Annotated in this window: 23 protein-coding genes and 1 pseudogene; 13 read left to right on the forward strand and 11 right to left on the reverse strand. The window is 50.9% G+C overall.

From position 1 onward, the window contains the following. Positions 1 to 347: pseudogene (locus ACP5SG_RS05455) on the forward strand (type I restriction endonuclease subunit R); the annotation flags it as partial. Positions 348 to 431: 84 nt separating this feature from the next. On the opposite strand, the gene ACP5SG_RS05460 reads toward ACP5SG_RS05455, so the two are convergent. The 8 genes from ACP5SG_RS05460 to ACP5SG_RS05495 form a co-directional block, all read right to left on the reverse strand. Next, on the reverse strand, positions 432 to 800 hold the full coding sequence (locus ACP5SG_RS05460) for a hypothetical protein (RefSeq protein WP_424661645.1): 369 nt from the start codon (positions 798 to 800) through the stop codon (positions 432 to 434). A gap of 270 nt (positions 801 to 1,070) precedes the next feature. Beyond that, positions 1,071 to 3,011 carry a tetratricopeptide repeat protein gene (locus ACP5SG_RS05465; protein ID WP_424661646.1) on the reverse strand — a complete coding sequence of 647 codons (1,941 nt, stop codon included), beginning with the start codon at positions 3,009 to 3,011 and terminating at the stop codon, positions 1,071 to 1,073. A 58-nt stretch (positions 3,012 to 3,069) separates the two neighbouring features. Then, positions 3,070 to 4,515 (reverse strand): L-seryl-tRNA(Sec) selenium transferase, encoded by a 1,446-nt coding sequence (gene selA, locus ACP5SG_RS05470; RefSeq protein WP_424661647.1) that lies wholly within the window; start codon positions 4,513 to 4,515, stop codon positions 3,070 to 3,072. A 131-nt stretch (positions 4,516 to 4,646) separates the two neighbouring features. After that, positions 4,647 to 4,871, reverse strand: a complete 225-nt coding sequence (locus ACP5SG_RS05475; RefSeq protein ID WP_237888524.1) for a NifU family protein — start codon at positions 4,869 to 4,871, stop codon at positions 4,647 to 4,649. A gap of 59 nt (positions 4,872 to 4,930) precedes the next feature. Next, the gene (gene pyrE, locus ACP5SG_RS05480) at positions 4,931 to 5,503 is read right to left on the reverse strand and encodes an orotate phosphoribosyltransferase (RefSeq protein ID WP_237888525.1); all 573 of its coding nucleotides are present in this window, start codon (positions 5,501 to 5,503) and stop codon (positions 4,931 to 4,933) included. Beyond that, positions 5,500 to 6,801, reverse strand: a complete 1,302-nt coding sequence (purB, locus tag ACP5SG_RS05485; protein WP_237888526.1) for an adenylosuccinate lyase — start codon at positions 6,799 to 6,801, stop codon at positions 5,500 to 5,502. Before purB ends, pyrE begins: the two co-directional genes overlap by 4 nt. 48 nt (positions 6,802 to 6,849) lie before the next feature. Beyond that, a complete protein-coding gene (locus ACP5SG_RS05490) occupies positions 6,850 to 7,986 on the reverse strand; it encodes a DegT/DnrJ/EryC1/StrS family aminotransferase (RefSeq protein WP_428122715.1) in 1,137 nt (378 codons plus the stop codon). Between the two features lie 11 nt (positions 7,987 to 7,997). Continuing rightward, the gene (locus ACP5SG_RS05495) at positions 7,998 to 9,146 is read right to left on the reverse strand and encodes a cysteine desulfurase family protein (RefSeq protein ID WP_424661648.1); all 1,149 of its coding nucleotides are present in this window, start codon (positions 9,144 to 9,146) and stop codon (positions 7,998 to 8,000) included. A 65-nt stretch (positions 9,147 to 9,211) separates the two neighbouring features. Between ACP5SG_RS05495 and ACP5SG_RS05500 the strand changes: the two genes are divergently transcribed. After that, positions 9,212 to 10,015: a septal ring lytic transglycosylase RlpA family protein gene (locus ACP5SG_RS05500; RefSeq protein WP_428122719.1), complete on the forward strand. Its 804-nt coding sequence runs from the start codon at positions 9,212 to 9,214 to the stop codon at positions 10,013 to 10,015. 15 nt (positions 10,016 to 10,030) lie between these two features. On the opposite strand, the gene ACP5SG_RS05505 is transcribed toward ACP5SG_RS05500, so the two are convergent. Next, complete coding sequence (locus ACP5SG_RS05505; RefSeq protein WP_424661649.1) at positions 10,031 to 11,584, reverse strand: ATP-dependent helicase; 1,554 nt, start codon at positions 11,582 to 11,584, stop codon at positions 10,031 to 10,033. Between the two features lie 226 nt (positions 11,585 to 11,810). On the opposite strand from ACP5SG_RS05505, the gene mobB reads away from it, so the two are divergent. The 11 genes from mobB (at position 11,811) to hypB (ending at position 22,532) form a co-directional block, all read left to right on the forward strand. After that, positions 11,811 to 12,311 carry a molybdopterin-guanine dinucleotide biosynthesis protein B gene (gene mobB, locus ACP5SG_RS05510; protein ID WP_237888531.1) on the forward strand — a complete coding sequence of 167 codons (501 nt, stop codon included), beginning with the start codon at positions 11,811 to 11,813 and terminating at the stop codon, positions 12,309 to 12,311. 168 nt (positions 12,312 to 12,479) lie between these two features. Further along, a complete protein-coding gene (locus ACP5SG_RS05515) occupies positions 12,480 to 13,589 on the forward strand; it encodes a hydrogenase small subunit (RefSeq protein ID WP_237888532.1) in 1,110 nt (369 codons plus the stop codon). A gap of 1 nt (position 13,590) precedes the next feature. Continuing rightward, positions 13,591 to 15,291 carry a nickel-dependent hydrogenase large subunit gene (locus tag ACP5SG_RS05520; RefSeq protein WP_237888533.1) on the forward strand — a complete coding sequence of 567 codons (1,701 nt, stop codon included), beginning with the start codon at positions 13,591 to 13,593 and terminating at the stop codon, positions 15,289 to 15,291. 76 nt (positions 15,292 to 15,367) lie between these two features. Further along, positions 15,368 to 16,021, forward strand: a complete 654-nt coding sequence (gene cybH, locus ACP5SG_RS05525) for a Ni/Fe-hydrogenase, b-type cytochrome subunit (protein ID WP_428122724.1) — start codon at positions 15,368 to 15,370, stop codon at positions 16,019 to 16,021. Next, complete coding sequence (gene hypF, locus ACP5SG_RS05530; RefSeq protein ID WP_428122728.1) at positions 16,021 to 18,369, forward strand: carbamoyltransferase HypF; 2,349 nt, start codon at positions 16,021 to 16,023, stop codon at positions 18,367 to 18,369. Before cybH ends, hypF begins: the two co-directional genes overlap by 1 nt. Continuing rightward, positions 18,338 to 18,583: a HypC/HybG/HupF family hydrogenase formation chaperone gene (locus ACP5SG_RS05535; RefSeq protein ID WP_237888536.1), complete on the forward strand. Its 246-nt coding sequence runs from the start codon at positions 18,338 to 18,340 to the stop codon at positions 18,581 to 18,583. Before hypF ends, ACP5SG_RS05535 begins: the two co-directional genes overlap by 32 nt. Before the next feature lie 6 nt (positions 18,584 to 18,589). Further along, positions 18,590 to 19,678, forward strand: a complete 1,089-nt coding sequence (gene hypD / locus ACP5SG_RS05540; RefSeq protein ID WP_237888537.1) for a hydrogenase formation protein HypD — start codon at positions 18,590 to 18,592, stop codon at positions 19,676 to 19,678. Continuing rightward, the gene (hypE, locus tag ACP5SG_RS05545) at positions 19,675 to 20,700 is read left to right on the forward strand and encodes a hydrogenase expression/formation protein HypE (RefSeq protein WP_237888538.1); all 1,026 of its coding nucleotides are present in this window, start codon (positions 19,675 to 19,677) and stop codon (positions 20,698 to 20,700) included. Before hypD ends, hypE begins: the two co-directional genes overlap by 4 nt. Next, positions 20,700 to 21,236 (forward strand): HyaD/HybD family hydrogenase maturation endopeptidase, encoded by a 537-nt coding sequence (locus ACP5SG_RS05550; protein ID WP_424661653.1) that lies wholly within the window; start codon positions 20,700 to 20,702, stop codon positions 21,234 to 21,236. The genes hypE and ACP5SG_RS05550 overlap by 1 nt, the downstream gene beginning before the upstream one ends. Next, a complete protein-coding gene (locus ACP5SG_RS05555; RefSeq protein WP_428122735.1) occupies positions 21,224 to 21,571 on the forward strand; it encodes a hydrogenase maturation nickel metallochaperone HypA in 348 nt (115 codons plus the stop codon). Before ACP5SG_RS05550 ends, ACP5SG_RS05555 begins: the two co-directional genes overlap by 13 nt. 259 nt (positions 21,572 to 21,830) lie before the next feature. Further along, positions 21,831 to 22,532: a hydrogenase nickel incorporation protein HypB gene (gene hypB, locus ACP5SG_RS05560; RefSeq protein ID WP_237888541.1), complete on the forward strand. Its 702-nt coding sequence runs from the start codon at positions 21,831 to 21,833 to the stop codon at positions 22,530 to 22,532. Between the two features lie 235 nt (positions 22,533 to 22,767). Here hypB and ACP5SG_RS05565 read toward each other — a convergent pair whose 3' ends face one another. Together ACP5SG_RS05565 and ACP5SG_RS05570 are read right to left on the reverse strand one after the other, a co-directional pair. Then, complete coding sequence (locus tag ACP5SG_RS05565; RefSeq protein WP_424661612.1) at positions 22,768 to 23,619, reverse strand: universal stress protein; 852 nt, start codon at positions 23,617 to 23,619, stop codon at positions 22,768 to 22,770. A 63-nt stretch (positions 23,620 to 23,682) separates the two neighbouring features. Continuing rightward, a complete protein-coding gene (locus tag ACP5SG_RS05570; protein ID WP_428122740.1) occupies positions 23,683 to 24,777 on the reverse strand; it encodes a sulfite exporter TauE/SafE family protein in 1,095 nt (364 codons plus the stop codon). Positions 24,778 to 24,897: the final 120 nt, after the last annotated feature.

Raw genomic sequence — 24,897 nt, forward strand, 5'->3', positions numbered from 1 at the left:
GGCACAAGACCGAACCGGAACTCGACCGCCTTTCCAATATCATCAAAGCCTTCAACGATCTTTTCGGCAACATACCCTGGACCGACGCCGACCGGGTGCGCAGGCTGATCACCGAGGAGATTCCTGCACGCGTAGCGGCCGACACCGCCTACCAGAACGCATGTAAGTATTCTGACAAGCAGAATGCCCGTATCGAGCACGACAGGGCCCTTGCTCGGGTCATCACCGCCCTACTCAAGGATGACACCGAGCTGTTTAAGCAGTTTAGCGACAATGAGTCGTTCCGTCGCTGGCTGATTGATACGGTATTCGCATTGACCTACACCGAACCTGGCACCGCGGGGTAGCAGTAGGCGCGAATCGATGTCGCTCTATAATTTATTCGAAATATACGGTATTGTAACCCATAAAGAGCGACATCCCCCGCATTTTCAGCAAGTTGTAGTAGCCGTTGTATATCGTTTTTCTTTGCGGATCTTGTCGAGCTCGTCCTCGATTCTCTCGAGTTCGTCATCATCGGCAAGCTGTTTCCAGAATGGACTATTGTCTTGATCTCTTGTCTGAGCAAGGGCATTTATCCTGAGTTGTCGGCTGCCGCTGAAATCAAGATCTTGCAACCATTTTACAAAGTATTGGTATTGCCCATTATACATATCAAATTGCTGTACATCTTTTGCCGAAATTCCTAGTGGCCTATCATTTATACTTTTGGTATTATCTGCAATCAATAAGACACCTACTATAAGCAGTACAACAGTCAATGTTGTAACGACGAACTTCTTTTTTAATTGTTTTTTCAATATTCTTCCTCCTTTATTATCTTTTTAATATATTATCTTTTTTAATAATATTTAATATAATTTTTACCTATTAATGCCTTGCAAGTATTCTTCAGAGCTTTAGTCTGATTATTTCCTGTTTTTTGGAAATAAATATGCGCGGTAAAAATGGAAAAAATATGAAAGAAATAAGAAAATATTTTATTGAAATTGAAATATTAAAAATTGTGCTAAATCTTGCTGTCAAATATCTAATGTATAGACATGATATCAGCCATATCTCTGATCAGTTTATCTTTTCACTATGGATGCATCTATAATCCCCTTTTCTATGGTAGATATAAGCCTCTTCATCTGACGACCGCCGATATCAACGGCCTTTACCTGTCTCAGAAAACGCCTGGCTGTATCCTTGTCGCCTTCCACTTCGAGATAACCAAAGGCAAGAAAGGCAAGGGATTGAATATCTGCCGGATTGCGCTTCACCGCCTCAGACCATGCCTCTTTCGCCTTCCGCCATCCGCCCTGCCTGTTATAAGCCATCCTGCCAATGACCCTAAACACAGCGGCCGGGATGTCCTCCTGTCCTATCTGCCGCGCATAAATATTGGTAAACGGTCTGAGCACCCTTTCGGCCTCATCCGTCTTGCCGGCGTCAAGCAGGACCTCTGCAAACCGCACAGCCGTCCGTATATCATCCGGTTTAAGTCTATAAGCCTCACCAAGGGCCTCTTCGGCCTCTTCGGCCCTACCCATGTCAAGGAGTAATCCACCAAGGTTGTAGTATGCCATGAACTCATCTGGAGAAGACTTTATGGCCCTTGAAAAGGCATCCGAGGCCTCCTTGATCTTCCCAAGCCTTGCAAGGGATACGCCGAGGCTGTTCAACAAGTTGGAGCTTGAGGGATCCATCTTGAGCCCTTCTCTATAAGCCCTGCATGCGCCAACGAGGTCACCCCACGAAAAGAGTTCATCACCCCACACATTTAACGTCACGGCGTCGAATACAGCTGATGTCCCTTGACCAAGAAGGACGGCATGCAAATAGGCATATAAAGCTGGCAACGGCGAGGTGGCCCTGCTGCTGACTTTATACACACCAAGCGTAATAGACACGCCGTTCTTTAACAAGTTAGGCTTCAGGAGCCTGTCTGCCAAATCCTTAGTGATGGCCTGATGTTGATCCGAATCAGACGATTTTTGAATGATAAATACACTGTCAGGCCCTGCCTCTATAAATTCAAGCCCTTCCGTATGCACGTCTTTTAGGCGCTGAGATACAGGCCTTGCAAACGCCACTATGGTGTTCCTCGCCTTTCTACAGATATCGCTTGCGATGGCGAGACATCCGGTGACATCCTGTATCCCTATCCTTTTTTTAAAGATCTCAAGATCTCTGGAAGAGATAACCGATATACCGAGTGCCTCGGCAGCCGCCTCGGTCTCCTTGATATGCTCCAGACACAGCTGAGGGTCGGTCCCGCCGGCAAAGCTATGCCCATAAACGTTAAAGAAAAAGAGGCCCAACCCCCTCCCCTTGGCTACAATATCTCTCAACCCAAGGGACAATTTTGAACCATCCATGTGAGGCAGGCATATCCAGGCCTCATAACGGTTGCCCCCCGCCCACTCAAACGTCGAATCAGTCCAAACCCTGGCGCAAAGCCCAAGTATGGCTTCTTTGTCGTATATCTTTCCGGCGTTGGCCTTTCTGGACCGAGAAGACCTGCCCACACTTCTATGGGTCTTTGCCCATACTAGATGCAAAAACGACGACTCCGCCTCCTTCTCAGACTGAAACAGGTGTTTGAGAAATAAGACGAGGTATTGCGGCGGCTCCCCGGGAGGGGCGATCGAGGTCTCGATACGAAGCGTCCTCATCCTTTCCTTGGCATATGCCTTCAAAAGAGACAGGATACGCCCGTCTTCTTCAGGGCCGACCGCCCTTGGTATCCCGGAAAGGACCAAAAGGCCTGATAGCCGACCTTCACACGGTACAGGGATGAACATCTTGAGCCCCACCCTGTCCAAAAAGGCATCGGCCTTTTCAATGGCCTCCCTGGCCCTTGAAAGCTGTCGTCCGGAAAGGGCCTCGACATTCAACGCCTCGTCATATGGGCAATCTGCATCTAACTGTATGACAACGGCCCTTCCGCTGGCAAATGGAAATTTTGTCTTGAGTTCCTCAATAAGTAAGGGGGCAAGACATGCAAAATCATGGCCGGAGATCATGACCGGCCTCCCATGGGTATGTCCATTGTACATCACCCCTTTTCAGCCTTTGGATCTTCTAAGCCTCGGCTACACCTAACGGCACATCATCCGCCGCTGCGCAGCATGCCTTGCTGACAGCAGTTGTTATGATAGGAATGTCATCGGGCAGGATGGTCCTTGCATCCATGAGTATGGCATCGTCTTCCGTCCGCACAATGACAGGCGGGTCGTTTTTTCTCAAAAGCCTCTCCATATCCGCAATTGAGGCAAGGCCCATCGAAGTCTTGACTGTCACCGCCACAGACCTCAGCCTTTCAAGCGGTAGCGACCCTCCACCGGCCATTGAAATAGTCTCCTTCAAGCCCAAACCAAGGCCGTCTATCTTCAGTGCCTTCAGGCTGGCAAGGAGCCTTTTTGCCCTGGTCTGTATCGCACGCAGGTCTTGGGTAAGAAAATCAAGTGTTGGAATAGTCTTTACGGCCTTTTCTGGGTCACGATAGAGCCTTAAAACGCCTTCAAGGGCGCAAAGCGTGAGCTTATCTATCCTTACCGCCCTATTCAACGGATTCGCCTTTATCTTCTCTATTATTTCCTTCCTGCCTACGATGATCCCGGCCTGCGGGCCTCCAAGGAGCTTATCCCCGCTGAAGCTCACCACAGATACACCGGCCTTAAGCGCCTCCTGAACGGTTGGTTCGTGCATGAGTCCGTATCGTGAAAGGTCTATCAAGACGCCGCTCCCGAGGTCTTCATAGACCGAGATCCCGCATCTACTGCCAAGCTCAGTTAACTCAGTAATTGGAACAGATTTTGTAAAGCCGATGATGCTGAAATTGCTCTGGTGGACCTTCAACAGCAAAGCCGTGTCCGGCCCTATGGCTGATTCGTAGTCCTTAAGGTGGGTCTTATTGGTCGTACCGACCTCTTTTAAGATGGCCCCGCTTCTGGACATGACATCAGGGATCCTGAAAGAACCGCCTATCTCCACCAGTTCCCCTCTGGAGACGACCACTTCCTTTCCCTTGGCAAGCGTTTCAAGGATGATCAATACCGCTGCCGCGTTGTTGTTTACAACGAGAGCGGCCTCAGCCCCTGTCAATTCACAGAGCAGGTCTTCCACATGGCTGTATCTATTTCCACGCCCGCCGCTGTCGAGATTATATTCTAGATTTGAATAACGGCCAGCTATTTCAAGGAGATCTTTGAATATGCACCGCGGCAGGAGCGATCTACCTAGATTTGTATGCACGACCACGCCTGTGGCGTTTACAACCGGACGAAGAGATGGCCTATTTAGTGCATCGAATTTTAAATACAGGAGCCGTTTTATATGTTCCGGATCAAGGATGTCCTGCCCGTCTGTAAAACCTCCTGCAAGAATAACCTCTCTAAGGCTTGCAGCCGTCTCCCTCGCCGCCCTCAGTTTCAGACCGTGCGGTGCGCCGACAGGCAAATCATCCATCAACATGTCCACCTTGGGGAGTTGCTTCAACAGTTTCTTTTGGACACCAGAATAAGCCATTTCAAACTCACGCTTATACAGACCGACAAAACAAGGGTTTAACCTTCACCTATCACTCGGCAAAATTTACTCCTTAAGAACGGCCCTAAAAGGACACTGCCCATGGCCAGCTTGCCCCATCACCGCTAGGCCTAAACGGCCTGAACCGATGATATCTCAGGCACCTCGCCCTTAAGGAAACGCTCTATTCCGGCCTTGAGCGTCATCTGGCTCATCGGGCAGCCCTTACATGCCCCTGTGAGCCTCACTTTTACCACTCCACTTGCCTCATCTATCTCTACAAGCTCTACATCACCACCGTCTCTTTGAAGCATTGGGCGCACCTTATCCATTGCAGCCTTGACCTTTTCTTTCATAGGTTCCACCTCGTATAATTTTTATCTCCAACGAATGACAAATCGCTGGATTTAACAAATTATTTCATCGACCTTGCTGCATCGATGATTTCTTTGCGGTTGAACAGGGATAAAAGCTTGAAACCTAGCCTTAAAAGGGCCTCCCTGCCCCCTTCCTCCCTGTCGATTATGGCTATAACCTGTCCGATTTCATAACCCTCTCCGCGCGTCCTTTCAATGGCCTTTATCAGCGTACCGCCTGTTGTTACCACATCTTCCACCAGGGCCACCATAGAACCCCTGGGTATGTTGGCCTTGCCTTCTATCCATGACCCAGTCCCGTGCCCCTTTGGCTCTTTGCGGATGATAAAGGCCGGGATGGGTCTTTTCTCAAGAAAGCTCACCAACGAGACCGCGGTTACGAGTGGATCGGCCCCAAGGGTCATGCCGCCGACCCCACAAATCGGTGGTTTTGAACCTGCGATATGCCTGAACATGAGCCTGCCGCAGAGATACGCCCCTTCAGGCGAAAGGGTCGTCTGTTTGCAATCTATATAAAAAGCACTCTCCTTTCCGGATGTAAGTTTGAATATACCCTCTTTATATGAATGTCTAACAATTATCTCCAAAAGCCTTTCTCTTTCGTCCTTCATGTTATTTCCCCGAATACGCGGCCAAATATGTCGTCAACGTGTTTTGTATGATAGCCCAGGTCAAAAAGGGCCTCTATCTCAGACGGTGCCAGATATTTTAAAACCATGTCGTCTTTCAGAAGAAGCTCTTTGAACTCAACCCTACCTGCCCACACCTCCATCGCCTGCGCCTGAACGACCTTGTAGGCCTCTTCCCTGCCCATCCCCTTTTCGACCAGGGCGAGCATAACCCTTTGCGAGAAGATGAGGCCTTTCAGAAGATCAAGGTTCTTCTGCATATTCTCCGGATAGACCACTAGTTTTTCTATCAAACCAGTCATGCGGCCAAGCATGAAGTCTGCCGTAATGAATGCATCAGGGCCTATGACCCGCTCGACAGAGGAATGACTGATGTCCCTTTCATGCCAGAGGGCTACATCTTCAAGCGCCGGCAAGGCGTAGGAACGGACAAGACGCGCAAGGCCGCAGAGGTTTTCAGAAAGAATAGGATTTCTCTTGTGGGGCATAGCCGAGGAACCTTTTTGACCCTTGCTGAAATATTCTTCGGCCTCAAGGACCTCGGTACGCTGAAGATGGCGTATCTCTGTCGCCATCTTTTCAACTGAACTTGCAAGTATGGCCAGGGCACAGAAGACCTCGGCATACCTATCTCTTTGGATTATCTGATTCGAGGCCGGGGCAGGTGTCAGACCGAGACGTTCACACACATATGCCTCTACCCTTGGATCAATATTTGCAAAGGTGCCGACCGCCCCCGACAGCTTGCCGAAGGAGATAACATCCCTGGCATTCTCAAGGCGCCTTCTATTCCGCACCATTTCATCATACCAGATCGCAAGCTTCAGCCCAAAGGTGATAGGCTCGGCGTGAATACCGTGGGATCTGCCTATCATAACTGTATATTTGTGTTCGATAGCGCGCCTTTTTATGGCCTCCATAAGGAGGTCCAAGTCTTCGATTATTATGTTGAGTGCCTGCCGATAGATAACTGCTGAAGCTGTATCGAGCATGTCGGATGATGTAAGTCCCAAATGGAGATAACGCCCAGCCGGACCGACATATTCAGCTACATTAGTCAAAAATGCTATGACATCGTGCCTGGTCTCGTTCTCGATCTCCTCAATCCGCTTTGGGTCAAAAGCCGCCTTTTCCCTTATCTCCTTAGCCGCCTCCCCAGGAACAACCCCAATCTCCGCCCAGGCCTCAGCCGCCAATACCTCAACCTCAAGCCATGTCTTGTATCTGTTTTCTTGGCTCCAAAGCGCCGCCATCCTGGGCCTTGAATAACGTTCGATCATGCAAAAACTCCTTGTCTGTTTTTGATACTGACTATAGCAGCGCCCTTTTTACAAAACAAGGCTGCTTAAGGCCTCTCTGAGGGCAGCAAGCACTGTCTCCTGCTCCTCTCTTTTTATGAATGGGTGCATAGGAAGAGAGAGCACCTCTCTAGAAGCCTCTTCGGCATGCGGGAAAGGTCCTTGAGGCAGCCCTATATACTTGAAGGCAGGTTGGAGATGAATTGGTCTTGGATAATGGACAGCGGTCGGCACGCCATGCACCTCTAGGAACCTGGCCACTTCGTCCCTTAAGTTTCCCTTTACCCGAACGGTGTACTGGGCAAAGACGCAGGTCCTGCCTCCTGCAACCTTTGGAGGCGTTATATAAGGCATGATCTCTTTGAGCCCTTCGGTATAAAATCCGGCAGCCTCCTCCCTCTTTTTCAATTCTTCCTCGAGATGACTGAACTTTACCAGAAGTATAGCGGCCTGAATTGCATCCAGACGGGCGTTTAGACCTATTTTTTCATGTATATAACGCCTGCTTTGCCCATGCACTCGGAGCGAAATACACATCCTTGCAATCTCGTCGTCATCCGTAAAGAGCATCCCGCCATCTCCATAGGCACCAAGGGGCTTGGATGGAAAAAAGGACGTAACGCCAATCTCTGATACGGCACAGGACATGCGACCTTTATAGCGGGCGCCGAAGGATTGGCAGGCATCTTCTATTACATGCAGGCCATAAGTCTTTGCAATGTCATTTATTTCATCCATATCAGGACATTGGCCGAACAGACTTACAGGGATGACGCAACGAGGCATTGACCCGCTGCGCGATCTGGCATCCAATATCTTTTTAAAGGCCTGCGGATCCATATTGTAGGTAATAGGGTCGATATCGACAAATACCGGCCTTGCGCCTACAAGACTTATGGCCTCTGCGGTCGCTATGAATGAAAAAGGCGTCGTGACGACCTCATCCCCAGGACCGACGCCACAGGCCATAAGTGCCAAAACAAGGGCATCGGTACCAGAGCTCACGCCGATTGCATGGCGTACCCCTACGTATCCGGCAAGAACGGCCTCAAGCCTTTCCACCACCTCACCAAGGATAAACTGGCCGCTTTCAAGGACGCTGTGGACCGCCTCGTCTATCTCGCCTTTATATGCCTCATATTGTCTGTTTAGATCGATGAATTTCATGGATTGTTCCTTTAATTAAGGCGGTTCAAGGCCTCTTTGATAGCAAATACGGCGTCGTCTATTTCTCTGTCCGTCGTGAACCTCCCAAGCGAAAAACGTATGGCACCCATGGCGACGGTCTTTTCTACACCCATCGCGGAAAGGACGTGCGAGACTACTGCCGAGCCTGCATGACATGCGGCACCGGTAGATGCCATCAGTCCCGGCGCCGTCTGGAGTATCCGGGCGCCGCTCAATCCGACGAAGCTGATATTCAGGGTATTCGGTAGTGTCTTGTCAACCTGACCGTGTCTTATTATCTGACGCCCAAGGGATAATATGCCGTCGTACAGCCTTTCCCTAAGTTCAGACTGACGTTTCATCTCATCTTCAAGACCATCTTGCACAAAGACACTGGCTGCGCCCAGACCTACGGCAAGGGGTGTCGGCTCAGTTCCAGGCCTCCGCCCCATCTCCTGACCTGCACCAAAGATGATCTGATCAAAAGGCGCCCCATCCTTTACAAACAGGGCCCCTATGCCCTTAGGTGCGTAAAGTTTATGCCCTGCTATAGTGAGATAGTCAACGCCAAGCATCTGCACATCCACAGGTATCTTGCCAACCGCCTGGGCTGCATCTGTATGCACCGGTACACCGTACTCATGCGCTATTCCTGCGATCTCGGCAAGAGGCTGAACCGCGCCGGTTTCATTGTTGGCGAGCATAACCGAGACCATAGCCGTATTGGGTCTTAAGGCCTTCTTTATGTCCGACGGATCGACAAGACCAAGGCTGTCCACCCTTATGAATGACACGTCCCATCCCTCTTCCATCAGGTGAATAGCCGGGTTCAGGACCGATGGGTGTTCGATCTGAGTGGTTATGATGTGCCTCTTTTCATGCGAACCAGCCCTCGCCGCACCTAAGATGACCGTATTGTTGGACTCTGTGCCACCGCTGGTGAAAAAGACCTCCTCAGGCCTTGCATTTATCAATGAAGCCACCTTGGCCCTCGCCGCCTCTATACCTTCCTTTGCAGCCCTGCCAAGTCCATGGATGCTACTTGGATTCCCCCAGAGATCTTTCAGTGCGTGGTTAATCGCTTCGATAACAGGGGTTGCAATGGGTGTCGTGGCGTTGTAATCAAGATAAAGTCCATTTTTTTTTAAGTCCATCTTCATAGCGTTTGTATTTATGACCGAAAACCGAAAAAAAAGAAAGCCTTTTCTTGGAGGACGGCGTTCGTTTGAAGAAAAATTTTAGACGATCCGATTCGGCCCTTGTCCTCATATGTCTTATATCTATCCTTGCAGGTTGCGCAAAAACAACCCCGCCGCCTGAAACATATACCTATATTCCACCGCAGGTCGGTGGCAGGCAAAGATATGCACCGCCTGCAAAAGTCCCTGCAACACAACGTCCTTACACAATAAACGGTCACACATACTACCCGCTACCTTCGGCGGAGGGCTTTGTAGAAGAAGGCTATGCATCCTGGTATGGCCCCAACTTTCATGGAAAGCCCACCGCATGCGGCGAAACATATAACATGTACGATATCTCAGCTGCACATAAGATACTCCCGATCAATACATATGTAAGGGTCACAAACCTTGAAAACGGGAAAGAAGTCATAGCCAGGATCAACGACAGAGGTCCATTCGTAAAGGATAGGATAATCGATCTCAGTTACGGCACAGCAAAGATACTCAGTATTGTAGGGACCGGAACGGCAAGGGTCAGGGTTGAGGCCCTTGGCGAAGGGAGCGTCACCTCCGGCGGCGTTATAAAATTCAAAAAACATCCCGACTTCAAGAAGGGCGTCTTCTATGTCCAAGTAGGGGCATTCCTCGACCAGGCGAACGCCCTGAATATGAAACGAAGGCTTGAGGGCACATACAAAGACGTAACAATAACCACCGGGATGGTGGGTGGCCAGGTCTTCTACAGGGTGCAGATCTTTGCAGCAAATGACTACAATGAGGCGAAGATATTTGAGGCGAAGGCCTCAAGGACTATCACCCCTGGCGCATTTGTGGTGGCCAGATAAGAAACGTGGATACGGCTAAAAAAGATCCTTTTGCCTGGGGCGTCTGGCCTTTTTGGGTCTGTCTTTCCCTTGCTCTTGCTCCGCAAAAAGCCCGCCGGATATCCTGGATAAGAAACGGCTCGGGATAAGCCTGTCCCCCCTCGCATACAGGGCACGCTCCCCTGAGATACAGAGAAAGAGCCTCTCTGAGGACCTTGTGATCCCAACATAAAATAGCCTTTCTTCCTCGGCCACATCCCCATTCCTCCAGGGAAGCACACCTTCTTCACAACCAATTATAAAAACAATCGGGAATTCCAGGCCTTTTGATGCATGCATGGAGAGCAGAGATACCCCTTCGGCCTCTTCCCATATCTCTGCAATGGTCTTGACATCAGCCCGTCCTATCTCAGGGGCATCGGACATGGCCTTGAATTTATAAGGTATACCCCTTTCTTTCAAAGCCCTGGCTACTGCATCAGAAAGGGCGTTAACCCTGAACAACACCGCAACATCGGAAAGGCTCCTCATCTGGCCTGCTCCGATGGACATATTTATCGAATCCAGGCTTACAGCCCCTGTCATGGCCTCAATAGTCCTTGCTATCCATTTGGCCTCCGATATATCATCCTTAAAAGTCTTGAGGACCAATTTCGGTCCATCGCCCTTGGCCGATCTGAGCACCGGCACAGACCCTCCTATCACACATGCAGCAGCATCGAGGATGGTTTGAGGGCATCTGTAGGAGATATCAAGGGTTATGGTCTTTTGGACGCCAAAATCCTTTAAAAACATATCGATGAAGGCTGGATCCGCTCCCCTGAAACCATAAATCGCCTGTTTCGGGTCGCCTATTGCCGTAATCTTCGGGCAGTCGCCGGCGTTATCATCCGGGCGACAGGCCATCTCTTTAACAATGGCATATTGAACCGCGTTTATATCTTGAAATTCATCCACAAGTATGAAACGGGTCTTTTCCCTGAATCGCCACCTTATCTCAGGCAGCTTAAGCAGCTGCAAAGACTCAACTAAGAGATCGGCATAGTCCCAAAACCCCATTTGGCGCATAGCAGCTTCATAGACGATCAGCGCATCGCTTAACCGCCTATCATCAAAAGATCGGGGGGGATAGGCCTCCTTAGCCCTCATAACCTCCTCGAAGAGCCCCCTGAGCCCGGCTGTGCTGAACCTGGCTGCAGCCGCAGCCTCTTCAAAGACCTCAAAGGCCTCATCTTCACCAACAGGCCTTGCTGCAGCTGCCCCGAATTCCTCTCTCAGGAAACCCAGGGCCCACGAATGAAAGGTACAGAGCCTCGGTAGGGAATTGTCTGCGGCAGAACCTGCATCTGTCTGATGGGCCAGAAGCAAGCCTACACGGTTCCTGATCTCTCTTGCGGCCTTGTTTGTGAAAGTTACGGCAAGTATTTGATCAGGCCTCACCCCAAGTTCAGTTATGAGGTATACAATCTTATGGGCGAGCAACCTGGTCTTGCCGGCCCCAGGGCCGGCTATCACGAGAAGCGGCCCTTCATTGAAGGTCACAGCGGAGAGCTGCGCCTGGTTCAATCCATCAAACCAACGCCCGTCCATCGGATATCCTTGCTTGACGTAGGAATTAAATATATCAATACATAAGAAATCTGGTAGTAGATAAATTTCATCTCATGATTTGACTGATTTGACGACAGAGCTGATAATCCTCTTTACCCCTGATGGGGCTATCAGAGGGGAAGAGCGATGGGAATTGCAAATTGCAAGAAGATGACAACTTCTATCGGCGATTTCAGATTCATTTTGATCGGAGGACGACGCTAAGATGATGCCTGACATCACCTTTATCGGCTGGCACAACGCCGGCAAGACCACGATCCTTTGTGCCGTGATCAAGGAACTTTCAAGAAGAGGCCGAAAGGTCGCGGTAGTGAAACACACGAAACACACGCTCCTGGACATGAATGCCTCTGGGACGGACAGCGCATTACTCCTTAAAGCCGGAGCGAAGAGGGTCACGGTCATGACCCCGAAGGGCATGGTTCACCTTGAAAGAGATACGGTGGATAGCGGTACTGGTGCAACGATGGGCGGCTGTGAGGTATTCGACGTCGTGTTGGGCGAAGGCTTTAAATACGACCCAGCGATCCCAAAGATAGAGGTCGCGAGAAAAGGGGTTTCGAACGAAGGAGCGTTGAAGGGTATGGTAACCGGTGTAATAGCGGTTGTGACCGACAACCCTGAAATCGAAGAAACTAGGGACGTCAAGGTCTTCGAAATCCATGATATCCGGGCATTGTGCGATTTCATAGAGGGGCGGATCTGAATCTTTATAAAATAATTATTTTTCTTGACAAGGTTAAAAAAAGGGGGATAATTTTTCATTAAAGGCTCAATTCAAATCAATTCAAAGGCAATTACCCGACTTGATAAGATCTGATATTTAGAGGGGCCGAATAATTATCAAAACCGTTTTTTTATGAGAGGAGGGCTCATGTCACGAAATCTGCATCTAGCGGATATCGATCCGAGGCTTACGCGAAGAGGGTTTCTGAAGGGTTGCGTCATGGCAGCCGCGGCCCTTGGACTCTCAGATGAAATGGTGCCGCATCTTGTAGAGGCGGCGTCCTCTCCTCAGAGGCCGCCTGTTGTCTGGCTCCATTTCCAGGAGTGCACCGGCTGCACGGAGGCCTTGCTCAGGGCGTCTCATCCGGACATAGGCAGGCTGATCCTGAATCTCATCTCACTCGACTACCATGAGACGGTCATGGCCGCTGCCGGGAAACAGGCTGAAGACGTCCTTGACGAGACTATAAAGAAATATGACGGGAAGTTTATCTGCGTGGTTGAAGGTGGTATTCCGACCAAAGATGGTGGTGTTTATTGCAAGATAGGCGGCCGTACCGCCATTTCCATCCTTAAAGACGTAGCGCCGAGATCGGCGGCGATAATCGCCATCGGGACCTGCGCCACATTTGGCGGCATCCAAGCGGCCAGCCCCAACCCGACCGGGGCCGTAGGTGTGAGAGACATCATCCACGGCAAACCCATCATAAACATCTCGGGCTGCCCGCCGAACCCGATAAGTTTTCTCGGAACAGTCCTCAATTTCCTTACCTTCAAGCGTCTGCCGGCCACAGACCAACTTGGAAGGCCACTCTTCGCCTACGGCAGGAAGATCCACGACCAATGCGAGAGACGCGCCCATTTTGACGAAGGCCGCTATGCCGAGCACTTCGGAGATGATGGGCATCTTGAGGGCTATTGCCTTTACAAGGTGGGCTGCAAGGGCCCCGAGACCTTTTCAAACTGCCCGGCAGTGCGCTTTAATGACGTCGAGGTCTGGCCGGTCTCGGCAGGACATGGCTGTGTCGGATGCACCGAGCCCAGGTTTTGGGATACCATGACACCGTTTTATGAGAGACTGCCCAACGTAAAGATCCCTGCCGGAAAGGGTGCGGTGATAGGGGCCGAATCGGCCGGCAAGAAGATACTCGGTGTCACCGCAGCGGCCATAGGTATACATGCCGCAGTCGGAATAGGGAAGAAGCTCGCCAAGGCCAAGGCCGCACAGAAGCCGGAAGATATAAAAAAGGAGAGATGAGATGGCCCAGCGCATAACGGTTGATCCGATAACGAGGATAGAGGGGCACCTGAGGATAGACGCCGAGGTGGAAGGCGGCGTGATCAAAGACGCCTGGTCGTCAGGACAGATGTGGCGCGGCATCGAGGTGATACTCCAAGGCAGGGACCCTCGTGACGCCTGGGTATTTACACAACGCATATGCGGCGTGTGCACCACGGTTCATGCCATAGCGAGTGTAAGGGCGGTCGAAAACGCGCTTAATCTTGAAATCCCATTGAATGCCCAATATATCAGAAACCTGATCCTCGCTATCCACGCCCTCCATGACCACATAGTCCACTTTTATGTCCTGTCCGCACTTGACTGGGTGGATGTAGTCTCGGCCTTAAAGGCCGATCCCCAAAAGACAGCCTCCCTTGCAGAGAGCCTCTCAGACTGGCCAGGCAACAGCCCTGAACGCTTTAAGGCCGTACAAGAAAAGATAAGGGCCCTGGTAGAGAGCGGGCAGCTCGGCCCGTTCGCCAATGCCTACTGGGGCCATCCCGCCATGCAGCTCCCACCAGAGGCGAACCTCATGGCTGTATCACACTATCTTGAGGCCCTTGATTACCAGAGAAAGGCCGACTCGGCCTATGCGATCCTCGGCGGAAAGAATCCACACATACAAAATCTCTCTGTAGGCGGGGTTACGACCGCCATAAACCTCAATAACGAAACCACACTCAACATGGAGCGCCTTTACTGGATAAAACAACTCGTTGAGGAGGTCTCCGGATTTGTAAAAAAAGTCTATCTGCCTGATGTGACAGCCATAGGTGCGTTCTATAAAGACTGGTTCAAATTTGGCGCAGGGGTCACAAATTACCTTGCCGTTCCTGACATGCCGCTTGACACCAAGGCAGAACACTTTGATCTGCCTGGCGGCACCATACTTGACGGCGACCTCAAGACGGTAAAGGCCTTTACCAACTTCAAAGACCCGTATTTCAGGGATAACGTAGTTGAGTGCATCAAGCACTCCTGGTATAAGGGCGACTGGACACGCTCCCCATTTGAAGAGGACACGCTCCCACAGTACACGGATTTTGACCTGACCGGTAAGTATTCATGGATAAAGGCCCCGAGATTCCAAGGGAGACCCATGCAGGTGGGCCCGCTCGCCCAGGTGCTCGTCGGATATGCCCTTGGTCATGAACCCACAAAAAAATATGTTGACGACACACTTTCCAAGGTTAGCAGCCTTGCAGGGGCCCAGATAGGTCCTGAAGTCCTGCACTCCACTCCAGGCCGCCATCTGGCAAGGGCGATAAGGGCGGCGGTCCTCTGCGACCTGGCTATAAAACACTGGGGGCTCCTGGTAGATAATATAAACCGCGGAGATGTAGCCATATTTAATTCACCCACCTTTCCAAGGGGCGAGCAGCGTGGTTTCGGTTTCCATGAGGCCCCGAGGGGTGCGCTATCCCACTGGATCATTATCCAAGACGGCAAGATCAAGAATTACCAGTGTGTCGTCCCATCGACCTGGAATGCAGGCCCAAGGGACGAAAGGGGCAATCCAGGGCCATATGAGGCCTCCCTGGTCGGAAACCCTGTGGCTGTGCCTGAAAAGCCCCTTGAACTCTTGAGGACCGTTCATTCCTTTGATCCGTGCATCGCCTGTGCAATCCATGTCCTTGATCCTGACGGAGGCGAAATGTCTAAGGTCAAGGTACTCTAGCCAGGTTGAACCAGTTGAACAATATGGAATGGATAGGCGCTATTTATGTAACACAAAATAATGCGAGGGGGTGGCCATGAGGGCGACCGCTACATATGAAAAAAAGAAGGCTTGGGGCGTACTTTTAAGGCTGTTTCACTGGGCCTATGCCATTACAATAGTTATTCTTGTAATCAGTGGCTATTATATATATGAGCCATGGTTGAACTCGCACGAACTAGGCGCATCATTTCCCATGGCCTCAACCAGGTATATCCATTTTGTTGCAGGATATGCATTTATCGGTGCGATTGTTGTAAGGATATATCTCTTCTTCTTCGGCAATAAGCAAGAGCGTTTTCTGGACTCTGCACCTGTAACCCCAAGAAATATCAAAAATTTATTCGGCACCATTGTTTATTATCTGTATCTTACAGACTATCATGAGGAAAGGCTTGGGCATAACGCCCTTTTTATGCTCTTTTACATCATCACGCTGTTTCTTGCATTGGTACAGATATTGACCGGACTTTATCTGCTATTTCCTGAAAACTTAGCCGTTCAACACATGGGCATCAGTCTCTTCGGTACCCAGCAGGAGGCGCGTCTCGTTCATTATTTTCTTATGTGGTATTTTATAATATTTACCATGACGCACATCTATATCACTATTTGGAACGATATAGAAAGACCGGAAGGCCTCATCTCATCTATCTTCAACGGCAGCAAATTCAAACCTAAAAAGGCGTGATGGAAGAAAGAAAGGACGGCCTTAAAACCCCTGACAGGGAAGCGGTTGAGTTCCTTGTCAGGGGGCAGGTCCAGGGGGTTGGATTCAGGCCGTTCGTCTATAGACTGGCAAAGAGGTTCGGGATCCTCGGTTCCGTGGCGAACAACGGATACGGCGTGGTCATTAGGGCGATGGCCACAAAAGATGCACTCTCTGCCTTTATCCAGGCGGTCATTGAAAAGGCCCCGTCCCTCGCAAAGATAGCTAGTATCGAATCAAGACCATTCAAGGCAGGGTTGGAATACAAAAATTTCGTTATCCTGGAAAGTGAAAAGATCAGGGATGTATTTGTACACATCCCACCTGATGTGGCAACCTGCCCAATGTGCCTGCACGAGCTTTCTGACCCGGAAGACAGACGTTACAGATATCCCTTTATAAATTGCACTGACTGCGGCCCGAGGTACTCGATCATAGAGTCGGTCCCGTATGACAGGGAAAGGACCTCGATGAAGGCCTTTCAGATGTGCGATGACTGCCAAAACGAATACCATAGTCCAGGGGACAGGAGGTTTCATGCCGAACCAAATGCCTGCCGGCGATGCGGTCCAGGTCTTGGTTGGCATGGCAAAGACGGCGAAAAAATCGAAACCGATGACCCGATCAGGGAGGCGGCAGCGGCGTTAAGACAGGGGAAAATCGTCGCCATAAAGGGCCTGGGCGGCTTTCACCTTGCAGCCGATGCATCAAACGAAGAGGCAGTGGCCGAACTGAGGGTCAGGAAGAGACGCCCGTCAAAACCCCTTGCCGTGATGGCCGCCGATCTTGAAACCGCAAGGCTGATCTGTGAAATAGACGCCATCGAAGCCGCGGCCCTTACCTCTCCGAGACGCCCCATAGTGCTGCTCAAAAGGCGCATGGATGCCGGACTTGCATTAAACCTTGCACCAGGGATAAGGGAAGTGGGAGTCATGCTGCCGTACACCCCCCTTCATCACCTGATCTTCACCTTTCCGGATGCACCAAGGGTGATCGTGCTTACCAGCGGGAATCCGGGCGGCGAACCTATTGCGAAAGACAATAACGAGGCACTGATCAGACTTTCAGGGATAGCGGATTTTTTTCTTATCCACGACAGAGAGATAGTAAACAGGCTTGACGACTCAGTCGTCAGGCAGATTGGGGGAAAGATAAGGGTCATCAGGCGCTCGAGGGGTTATGCCCCAGAGCCAGTTACGCTCAGCATTGAATACCCTAGGATGATCGCTATGGGAGGGTTTCTCAAGAGCACATTCTGTCTCTCAAAAGGCCGGGGCGCTGTTTTAAGTCAGCACATAGGCGATCTCGAAACCCCTGAGAGCATTGATTTCTTTGAAGAGGCAGTCGGGCATTTAAAGGATCTGTTCGAGATCGAACCGGAGGCAGTCGCCTGCGATCTGCACCCCGACTATCCTGGCACGCGCTATGCTATGAGCCTTGGGCTCCCCGTCTATCCTGTACAACATCACTACGCCCATACGACAGCGGTCATGGCTGAATACGGCCTTGAAGGGCCATGCATATCGGTCATCCTTGACGGCGCGGGACTCGGGCCTGACCTGACGATCTGGGGCGGGGAGGTGCTGCTTGCAGACCTTTATAGTTTCAGACGTCTCGGGCGGCTCGGTCATCTCCTGCTCCCGGGCGGGGATGCAGCCGCAAGAGAGCCCTGGCGCATGGCCATGTCAGCCATCTTTTCCGCTTTTGGGCCAGATGGGTTGGAGAACGCCATTCTACCCGGGCTCTCCATAATCTCAAAAGAAAAAAGAATGGTCCTGACCTCCATGATGATGAACGGCGTCAACATCCCGCTCACCTCAAGCTGCGGCAGGCTCTTTGATGCGATAGCCGCCATCCTTGGGGTCTGTCTCACGGCCGACTATGAAGGACAGGCAGCGATGCAGCTGGAAACCGTCTCATGGGAGGCAAAAGATGAAAAGGTGTCTAGGAGTTATCCCATGGAGATCTCGAAAAAGGATGGAATGCTGGTGCTTGACCTTTCAACCATCGTAAAATCAGTATTAAAAGACCTTAAAGATGCGGTACCGCTCCCCTTGATAGGGATATCATTTCACAGATGGCTTGTCGAGGCGTTATGCCTTATTGTAAAAAAACTCTCTGAAGAGACTGGCGTAAAAGAGATAGTCCTTAGCGGCGGGTGCATGCAGAACAAGATACTTTTGGAGGGCTTGATGACCGCCATGATTCGCAAAGGTCTTGATCCATATGCTGGGGAATTGATCCCGGCGAATGACGGCGGGTTATCGCTAGGTCAACTTGTTGTTGGAGGCACAAGGTATGTGTCTGGCCGTACCAATGGAGGTTGTTGAAATAAAGGATGGCGATGAGCTGACATCTCCGATCGCCCTGGTGGAGCTGGGGGGGATAAGGCGCGAAATCAGGCTCGATATCGTAGACCGACTCCCTCATATTGGCGACTATGTGATCGTCCATGCAGGTTTCGCCGTACACAGCCTCACAAAAGACGAGGCCGAGGAGAGTATCTCACTTATCAGGCGAATGGCCGATGGATGGAGGGAATAAGGCGTAATGGGTCAGTCTGAAGATATATCCGATCCGGACCTTATAAAAGACCTGGCCTTGAGGCTTAAAGGACTTGTCAAAAGGCCGATGAAGTTCATGGAGGTCTGCGGCACACATACTGTAAGCATATCCCGTTCCGGGCTGCGTTCCATAATCCCGAAGGAGATAGAGCTTATCTCAGGTCCGGGCTGCCCTGTCTGCGTCACGGCCCAGGGCGATATCGATGCCTTTATCGAGACCGCCAAGATACCTGGGATAACGGTTACAACCTTTGGAGACCTCTTAAAGGTCCCAGGATCAAGCGACTCGCTGGCCGGACGGCGGGCCAAAGGGGCACAGGTGGATGTCGTCTACTCGCCCGTGGATGCACTTCAGCTCGCAAGAAAGGATAGATCACGCGAGGTGGTCTTCCTGGCGGTCGGCTTCGAGACCACCATCCCATGCATCGCCGCCACCATAAAAGATGCGGCGCGCGATGGAACAGGCAATTTTTCTATACTACCCGCCCTGAAGCTCATGCCACCGGCACTTGAGGCCTTACTTGAAACCGACATTGGCATCGACGGCCTAATCTGTCCAGGCCATGTAAGCGCTGTCATAGGGGCCGCAGCTTACAAACCTATAGCAGAAGGTTTTGGGATGCCGTGCGTAGTTGCAGGTTTTGAACCGGCCGAAATACTCTTTGCACTGATCCTTTTGGCGAGACAGGTGAATGCAGGGAGGGCCGAGGTTGAAAACGCCTATCCAAGGGCGGTCTCGTGGGAGGGGAACGGCAAGGCCTTGGGCATCATGAACGAGGTCTTCCTCCAGTGCGATACAGAGTGGAGAGGCCTCGGCGCGATAAGACAAAGCGGCCTTGCCCTAAAGCCTGAATACAATAAATTTGACGCAAAATACAGGTTCGGGATCGAGACAAGACACACACCTGAACCGAAGGGCTGCCTGTGCGGCGACATAATAAAAGGATTAGACATCCCAAGCAACTGCCCGTTTTTTGCATCAATATGCACACCGGTCTCTCCGGTGGGCCCGTGCATGGTCTCGTCAGAGGGGGCATGCGCAGCATATTTCAGATACGAAACAGGGGTAATATGAGACTGGAAAATATCCTCCTCGATCATGGAAGCGGCGGGCTCTTTACGCAAGAGCTGGTTGAAAAGGTCTTTCTGCCCAGACTTGACAATCCGATCCTTTCGGAATTTGGAGACAGCGCCCTAATCGATATGGGGCCCTGGGGAGCCGGGCGGATCGCCTTCACAACCGACTCTTACGTAGTTGATCCCATCTTCTTCCCAGGCGGGGACATTGGGGCCCTGGCGGTAAGCGGGACGATAAACGACCTCTGCATGCGTGGGGCTGTGCCTTTATTCCTGAGCCTTGGACTCATCCTTGAGGAAGGCCTTGCGATGGATGACCTGGAGCAGGTTATAGGATCCATCCAGGCGGCGTCTTGTTCCGCAGGGGTCCAGGTGGTGACCGGAGACACAAAGGTGGTACCGAGGGGTAAGGCGGACAAGATATTCATAAACACCTCTGGGATCGGTGTCATAAAAAATGGGGCTGATATATCCTCATCAAAGGCTTCTGTTGGGGATGCCGTGATCCTTTCAGGGACCATGGGGGATCATGGTGCAACCATCCTCGCCAGCCGACATGGCCTTGCATTTGAAGGCAATCTAAAGAGCGACGTCACGGCCCTCAACAGAATGATCGAGGCCTTGATGAATGCAGTTCCTAAAGACGCGATACATACCATGCGGGACCCGACGAGGGGCGGCGTAGCGACCGCACTGAACGAGATCGCCAGGACGGCAGGGGTTGCGATCGAGATAGACGAAGGCAATGTGCCGGTCAAGCCAGAGGTCAAAACGGCCTGCGAGATACTGGGTCTTGACCCGTTTTATCTGGCTAACGAGGGTAAATGTCTGGCGATAGTAGATGAAAAGGCCGCCGAGTCTGCAGTCTATTCCATGCGCCTCATGCCAGAAGGCCGGGATGCTGCTTTGATCGGCAGGATCAAAGATGGCAGGCCGGGGCAGGTGGTGCTGCGAACAAAGATCGGCGGGTGCCGGATACTCAGGCCTCTCTCTGGTGAACCTCTCCCGAGGATATGCTGATGATATATAGCTCAACCTTTGATGACCGCCATCTCGAGGCAGGTGTGCTTGGTGTTGGAAACCTCCTTTTAAGGGATGAGGGCTTTGGGGTGCATCTCATCCGTCACCTCGAGTCAAGGTATGTCTTTCCGGACACGGTAAGGCTTATGGATGGTGGCACATCAGGCATATTCCTTTCCCCTTTTTTTGAAAAAACCAATAAGGTGCTCACCGTAGATATAATCAAATCTGATGAGCCGCCCGGCACTATTCTAAGATTTACCCAGGATGAGCTCAAGGCCCGATCGGCCCAGCTCAGGATGTCACCACATCAGATAGGTGTGCTTGAAATACTCGAAATATGCAAACTCAGGGGAAAGGCCCCTGAGCAGGTGGATTTTCTAGGCGTCGTACCTTTGGATCTATCCACTGGGATAGGGCTATCCACTGTCCTTGAAGAGAGACTCCCTGTTGTTGCAGCCATGGTACTTGATTATCTGGACGACCTTGGGCTGAGAGCTGCGGTGCAGAAGGATCATCGGGTATGCACGAGTTGAGCCTTGCCCAGGCGGTGATCGACGAGATCGTACAGCTTGCAAGGGAACATAAGGCAGACAAGGTCTTGAAGGTAAGGGTAATGATCGGCGCCCTGTCAGGCGTGGTTAAGGACTCTTTTGCGTTTGGTTTCAAGGCCATGGCCATGACCAATGAGATTACAAAGGGCGCAGCACTTGTGATCGAGACCCCGGCGGTTCCTTACAGATGCATTGGATGTGGACATGAGTTCAAGACCGAGGGCGGCCGCCCTGATTGCTGCCCTAGGTGCGGCGTGAGAGATGTTTTCCCGCAGGGCGGAGATGAGCTCCTCCTTATGCAGGTTGAGATGGAATAGTTTAAATTTCAATGTAGGATTAAGGCCTCATACATAAATGGTCTGACCAAACCCAGATTCGGCATCCCTTTTTCTGACGTTGGACATAGCGCCCACAACCAGGCCGAGACCATCCATGGCCTCCTTATCGACATATTAGACACGGTAGCCGGACCAAAGCGTAACCAGACCATAAATGAATTATGTGCAATGATATTTTGAAGACAGGATGCGAAGGCGAAGCGATGAATACAGTACACTTGGGATAGGAGGAAAGGACATGTGTGAGACCTGTGGCTGCCCAGGCGCAAAAAAAGTGGATGTGAACAAGGTCATTCTTGCGGCGAACGAGGCCCAAGCTCGGATAAACCGGCGTCATATCGAGGCCATGGGCGCAGTGGCTATAAATCTTATTAGTAGCCCGGGCTCAGGCAAGACCACACTCCTTGAAAAGACAATAGATATGCTGGACGGCGTAATGAAAATCGGGGTTATAGAAGGCGACATAGAGACCGAGCGGGATGCAGAGCGCATAAGGACGAAAGGGATACCTGCAATCCAACTGACTACAAGCGGGGCGTGTCATCTCGACGCCCCGCTTGTACACCGCGGACTCCACGAGCTCGAGGAACAGCTCGATGGGGCCCACCTTGATATCATCTTCATAGAAAACGTAGGCAATCTCGTCTGCCCTGCGGCCTTCAACCTTGGGGAACATGAACGGGCCGTTTTGTTATCGGTCCCCGAGGGTTCAGACAAACCAGCCAAATACCCGACGGTCTTTCTGAACTCCCAGGTCTTTTTGGTCACCAAAACAGACCTCCTGCCGTATTTCCCTGATTTTTCCCAGGAAGAGGCAAAAAAAGAGGCCTTACGGCTGAATCCCCACCTAAAGATCATCTCCCTTTCGGCCGTAACTGGCCTCGGCATGGACGATTGGATGATGTATTTGCAACGGATTCGTCGTAAAAATATAATATAAAATAAATCTCATTGAGGCGGATTTAAGCAGGCCAAGGTTATAGACTAGATCCGTTACGCATCAAATCAAACGATTTAAATTTGATGGTCTTGTAAAAATTATATACGATGCTAAGCGAAAATCGTCAAATGCAAGGCTGCAGGGCCTGACAAATGAGGCATACTTCCTGTACGCCTCATTGACAAAGGATGCAGCACAATACACTGGATCAAAGAGACCCAATATCTTTTTATATTTATTTTACTACGAGGACTGGACGGTCTGAATAGCCAATGACCTTTTCAGTGACGCTCCCCATAAGGAGTCTCTTTAGCCCTGTCCTTCCATGAGAGCCCATCACTATAGCGTCTACACCCAGCTCCCTTGCGGTCTCAAGTATTACCTTATAGGTCGTGCCTTCTTTGACAATAGCCTCGGCCTTTATACCTTCATTTTCGGCAAGTTTTACAGCGCCTTCAACATATGTCCTCGCCTTTTTTACCAGATCATCAACGGCCCCAAGTGCCTTTTCGTAAAGTTCAGGAGGTACATCGACAACGGAGACGGCCTTCAATTCGCCTCCGTAGGACCTTGCAAAATTTATCGCCCTTAAGACCGCAACATTGCTGTATTTTGAGCCGTCAACAGCCACAAGGATCTTGCCCCAACCTATCCTGGCCCCCTCAGGGACAACAAGGACATCTATCGGGCTATGCCCAATGACCCTCGCCGTGACGCTACCCACGAACATCCTTTCGAGGTCAGACAGACCTCTTCTTCCCATGACGATCAGCTCGCAGTTTTCAGATATTGCGAGCTCGATGATCTTCTCGTGCGCCTCTCCCTCTTCGAGGACCATCTTTGCCAACACCCTCTCAGCCTGAACCATCTCCCTTGCCTTTAAAAGCGCATCTTCGCACGACCGCCTCATAGAGGCCGTCAAATCGCCGAATATGGCAAGGCCGATGTCTCCATCGTGGGGCGGCGCAATACATGTCACGGTGATCCAGCTTTTCTCGTCTGAGGCAAACCCGAGAGACTCTTTCAAGACATGAAAGGCCGATTCCGAACCATCTAAACATACAAGCATCTTTTTATACGTTCCCATACCTCACCCCTGCTTGCTGCCCCTTCGCCTGCAAAAAAGGATAACAAAATGATTTTTAGATCCTTAGATCTTATCGGGAGACATCACTTCTTTTGCAGCCATTCTTTCCTCGCGAAGTCCCTGCCATATGGCCTTTAAAACTATGAAGGCGCCAAGAAACAACGCAAAGAGCATTATAGCGAAGCTTGTATTCTTCAATATCTTCTGCGTGCCTTCCGTTATGGGTTGAATCAGGCCAAGATGTGACATATAGACAGGGACCATCAGGCCCCTGCTGAATAGGACAATGACCATTATTAGCCCCATGACGACCTTTATCATATACGCCTTTACATAGGTTGTTCCTATAGCTCCGAGCTGGACACCGAAAAGAGAACCGGCAAGTATGATCATGGCGAGCCTTATATCGACAAGCCCGTGTATGGCATACTTGAGAGACCCACCAAACCCCATAACAAATGCCACAACCAGCTCTGTTGCAGACGCCATGATGCTGGGCGCGCCGAGCACATAGATCATTGAAGGCACGCCAATAAACCCGCCTACCGCGATTGTTGCTGCAAGCAGGCCGGTTGCAAACGCCAGAGGTATGATAAATAATATCGATATCTTTGCATTGAGCGACCTGAAATATATCATCGTGCCCGGGATCGGTATGTTGACAGACTGAACCCACCTTGCGATCTTTGTCGTCTTTTCCTTCGCCTCAGTAGTCCCTGATCTGTAGGTGCCATATGCATCTTTCAAGACGTATGTCCCGACTATCCCAAGAACCAGCACAAATATCACGCTGACATAAAGGTTTGAGCCATCGTTGCCAAAGGTATTCTTGATCACCTCCTGCACATGGGCGCCATACATGACGCCAGCCTCGGCAAATATACCGAAGATGAGTCCCAGCTTCAGATCCACCTGACCATACTTGGCACGCTTTATAGCACCCACAAGCGCCTTCGGGAATTTATGGCACATGTTGCTTGCAACCGCGACGAGCCCTGGGACGCCCAGACTCATCATCGCAGGCGTAAGCACAAAGGCGCCGCCAGATCCTATGAAACCGCTTACAAGACCACCGACAAACCCCACAAAAAACAGATAGGTCACGATTATCCAGTTAAGCTCTATAAAGTTGGATAGTTGAGGCGCGATATCATGCATGTCTATTTAACCCCCTTTGTCTTTTTGGCATCCACGCCTAGAACCGACCAAAAGCTGCTGGTGAACCCCCCGTGGACATATGAAAAAACAAACGCCGTTGCAATTGGGAAAAACGCATAT

The sequence above is a fragment of the Dissulfurimicrobium sp. genome (assembly GCF_049968175.1).
GTDB lineage: Bacteria > Desulfobacterota > Dissulfuribacteria > Dissulfuribacterales > Sh68 > Dissulfurimicrobium > Dissulfurimicrobium hydrothermale.

Excerpts from the sequence above, each read along its gene's own strand:
- ACP5SG_RS05570 (WP_428122740.1), bottom strand. The coding sequence starts at position 24,777 with ATGCATGATATCGCGCCTCAACTATCCAACTTTATAGAGCTTAACTGG.
- hypB (WP_237888541.1), top strand. The coding sequence starts at position 21,831 with ATGTGTGAGACCTGTGGCTGCCCAGGCGCAAAAAAAGTGGATGTGAAC.
- ACP5SG_RS05565 (WP_424661612.1), bottom strand. The coding sequence starts at position 23,619 with ATGGGAACGTATAAAAAGATGCTTGTATGTTTAGATGGTTCGGAATCG.
- cybH (WP_428122724.1), top strand. The coding sequence starts at position 15,368 with ATGAGGGCGACCGCTACATATGAAAAAAAGAAGGCTTGGGGCGTACTT.
- ACP5SG_RS05515 (WP_237888532.1), top strand. The coding sequence starts at position 12,480 with ATGTCACGAAATCTGCATCTAGCGGATATCGATCCGAGGCTTACGCGA.
- ACP5SG_RS05490 (WP_428122715.1), bottom strand. The coding sequence starts at position 7,986 with ATGAAATTCATCGATCTAAACAGACAATATGAGGCATATAAAGGCGAG.
- hypD (WP_237888537.1), top strand. The coding sequence starts at position 18,590 with ATGGGTCAGTCTGAAGATATATCCGATCCGGACCTTATAAAAGACCTG.
- ACP5SG_RS05505 (WP_424661649.1), bottom strand. The coding sequence starts at position 11,584 with ATGGACGGGCGTTGGTTTGATGGATTGAACCAGGCGCAGCTCTCCGCT.
- hypF (WP_428122728.1), top strand. The coding sequence starts at position 16,021 with ATGGAAGAAAGAAAGGACGGCCTTAAAACCCCTGACAGGGAAGCGGTT.
- hypE (WP_237888538.1), top strand. The coding sequence starts at position 19,675 with ATGAGACTGGAAAATATCCTCCTCGATCATGGAAGCGGCGGGCTCTTT.
- ACP5SG_RS05550 (WP_424661653.1), top strand. The coding sequence starts at position 20,700 with ATGATATATAGCTCAACCTTTGATGACCGCCATCTCGAGGCAGGTGTG.
- purB (WP_237888526.1), bottom strand. The coding sequence starts at position 6,801 with ATGATCGAACGTTATTCAAGGCCCAGGATGGCGGCGCTTTGGAGCCAA.
- ACP5SG_RS05520 (WP_237888533.1), top strand. The coding sequence starts at position 13,591 with ATGGCCCAGCGCATAACGGTTGATCCGATAACGAGGATAGAGGGGCAC.
- ACP5SG_RS05495 (WP_424661648.1), bottom strand. The coding sequence starts at position 9,146 with ATGAAGATGGACTTAAAAAAAAATGGACTTTATCTTGATTACAACGCC.
- mobB (WP_237888531.1), top strand. The coding sequence starts at position 11,811 with ATGATGCCTGACATCACCTTTATCGGCTGGCACAACGCCGGCAAGACC.
- ACP5SG_RS05535 (WP_237888536.1), top strand. The coding sequence starts at position 18,338 with ATGTGTCTGGCCGTACCAATGGAGGTTGTTGAAATAAAGGATGGCGAT.
- ACP5SG_RS05465 (WP_424661646.1), bottom strand. The coding sequence starts at position 3,011 with ATGATCTCCGGCCATGATTTTGCATGTCTTGCCCCCTTACTTATTGAG.
- pyrE (WP_237888525.1), bottom strand. The coding sequence starts at position 5,503 with ATGAAGGACGAAAGAGAAAGGCTTTTGGAGATAATTGTTAGACATTCA.
- ACP5SG_RS05475 (WP_237888524.1), bottom strand. The coding sequence starts at position 4,871 with ATGAAAGAAAAGGTCAAGGCTGCAATGGATAAGGTGCGCCCAATGCTT.
- ACP5SG_RS05555 (WP_428122735.1), top strand. The coding sequence starts at position 21,224 with ATGCACGAGTTGAGCCTTGCCCAGGCGGTGATCGACGAGATCGTACAG.
- selA (WP_424661647.1), bottom strand. The coding sequence starts at position 4,515 with ATGGCTTATTCTGGTGTCCAAAAGAAACTGTTGAAGCAACTCCCCAAG.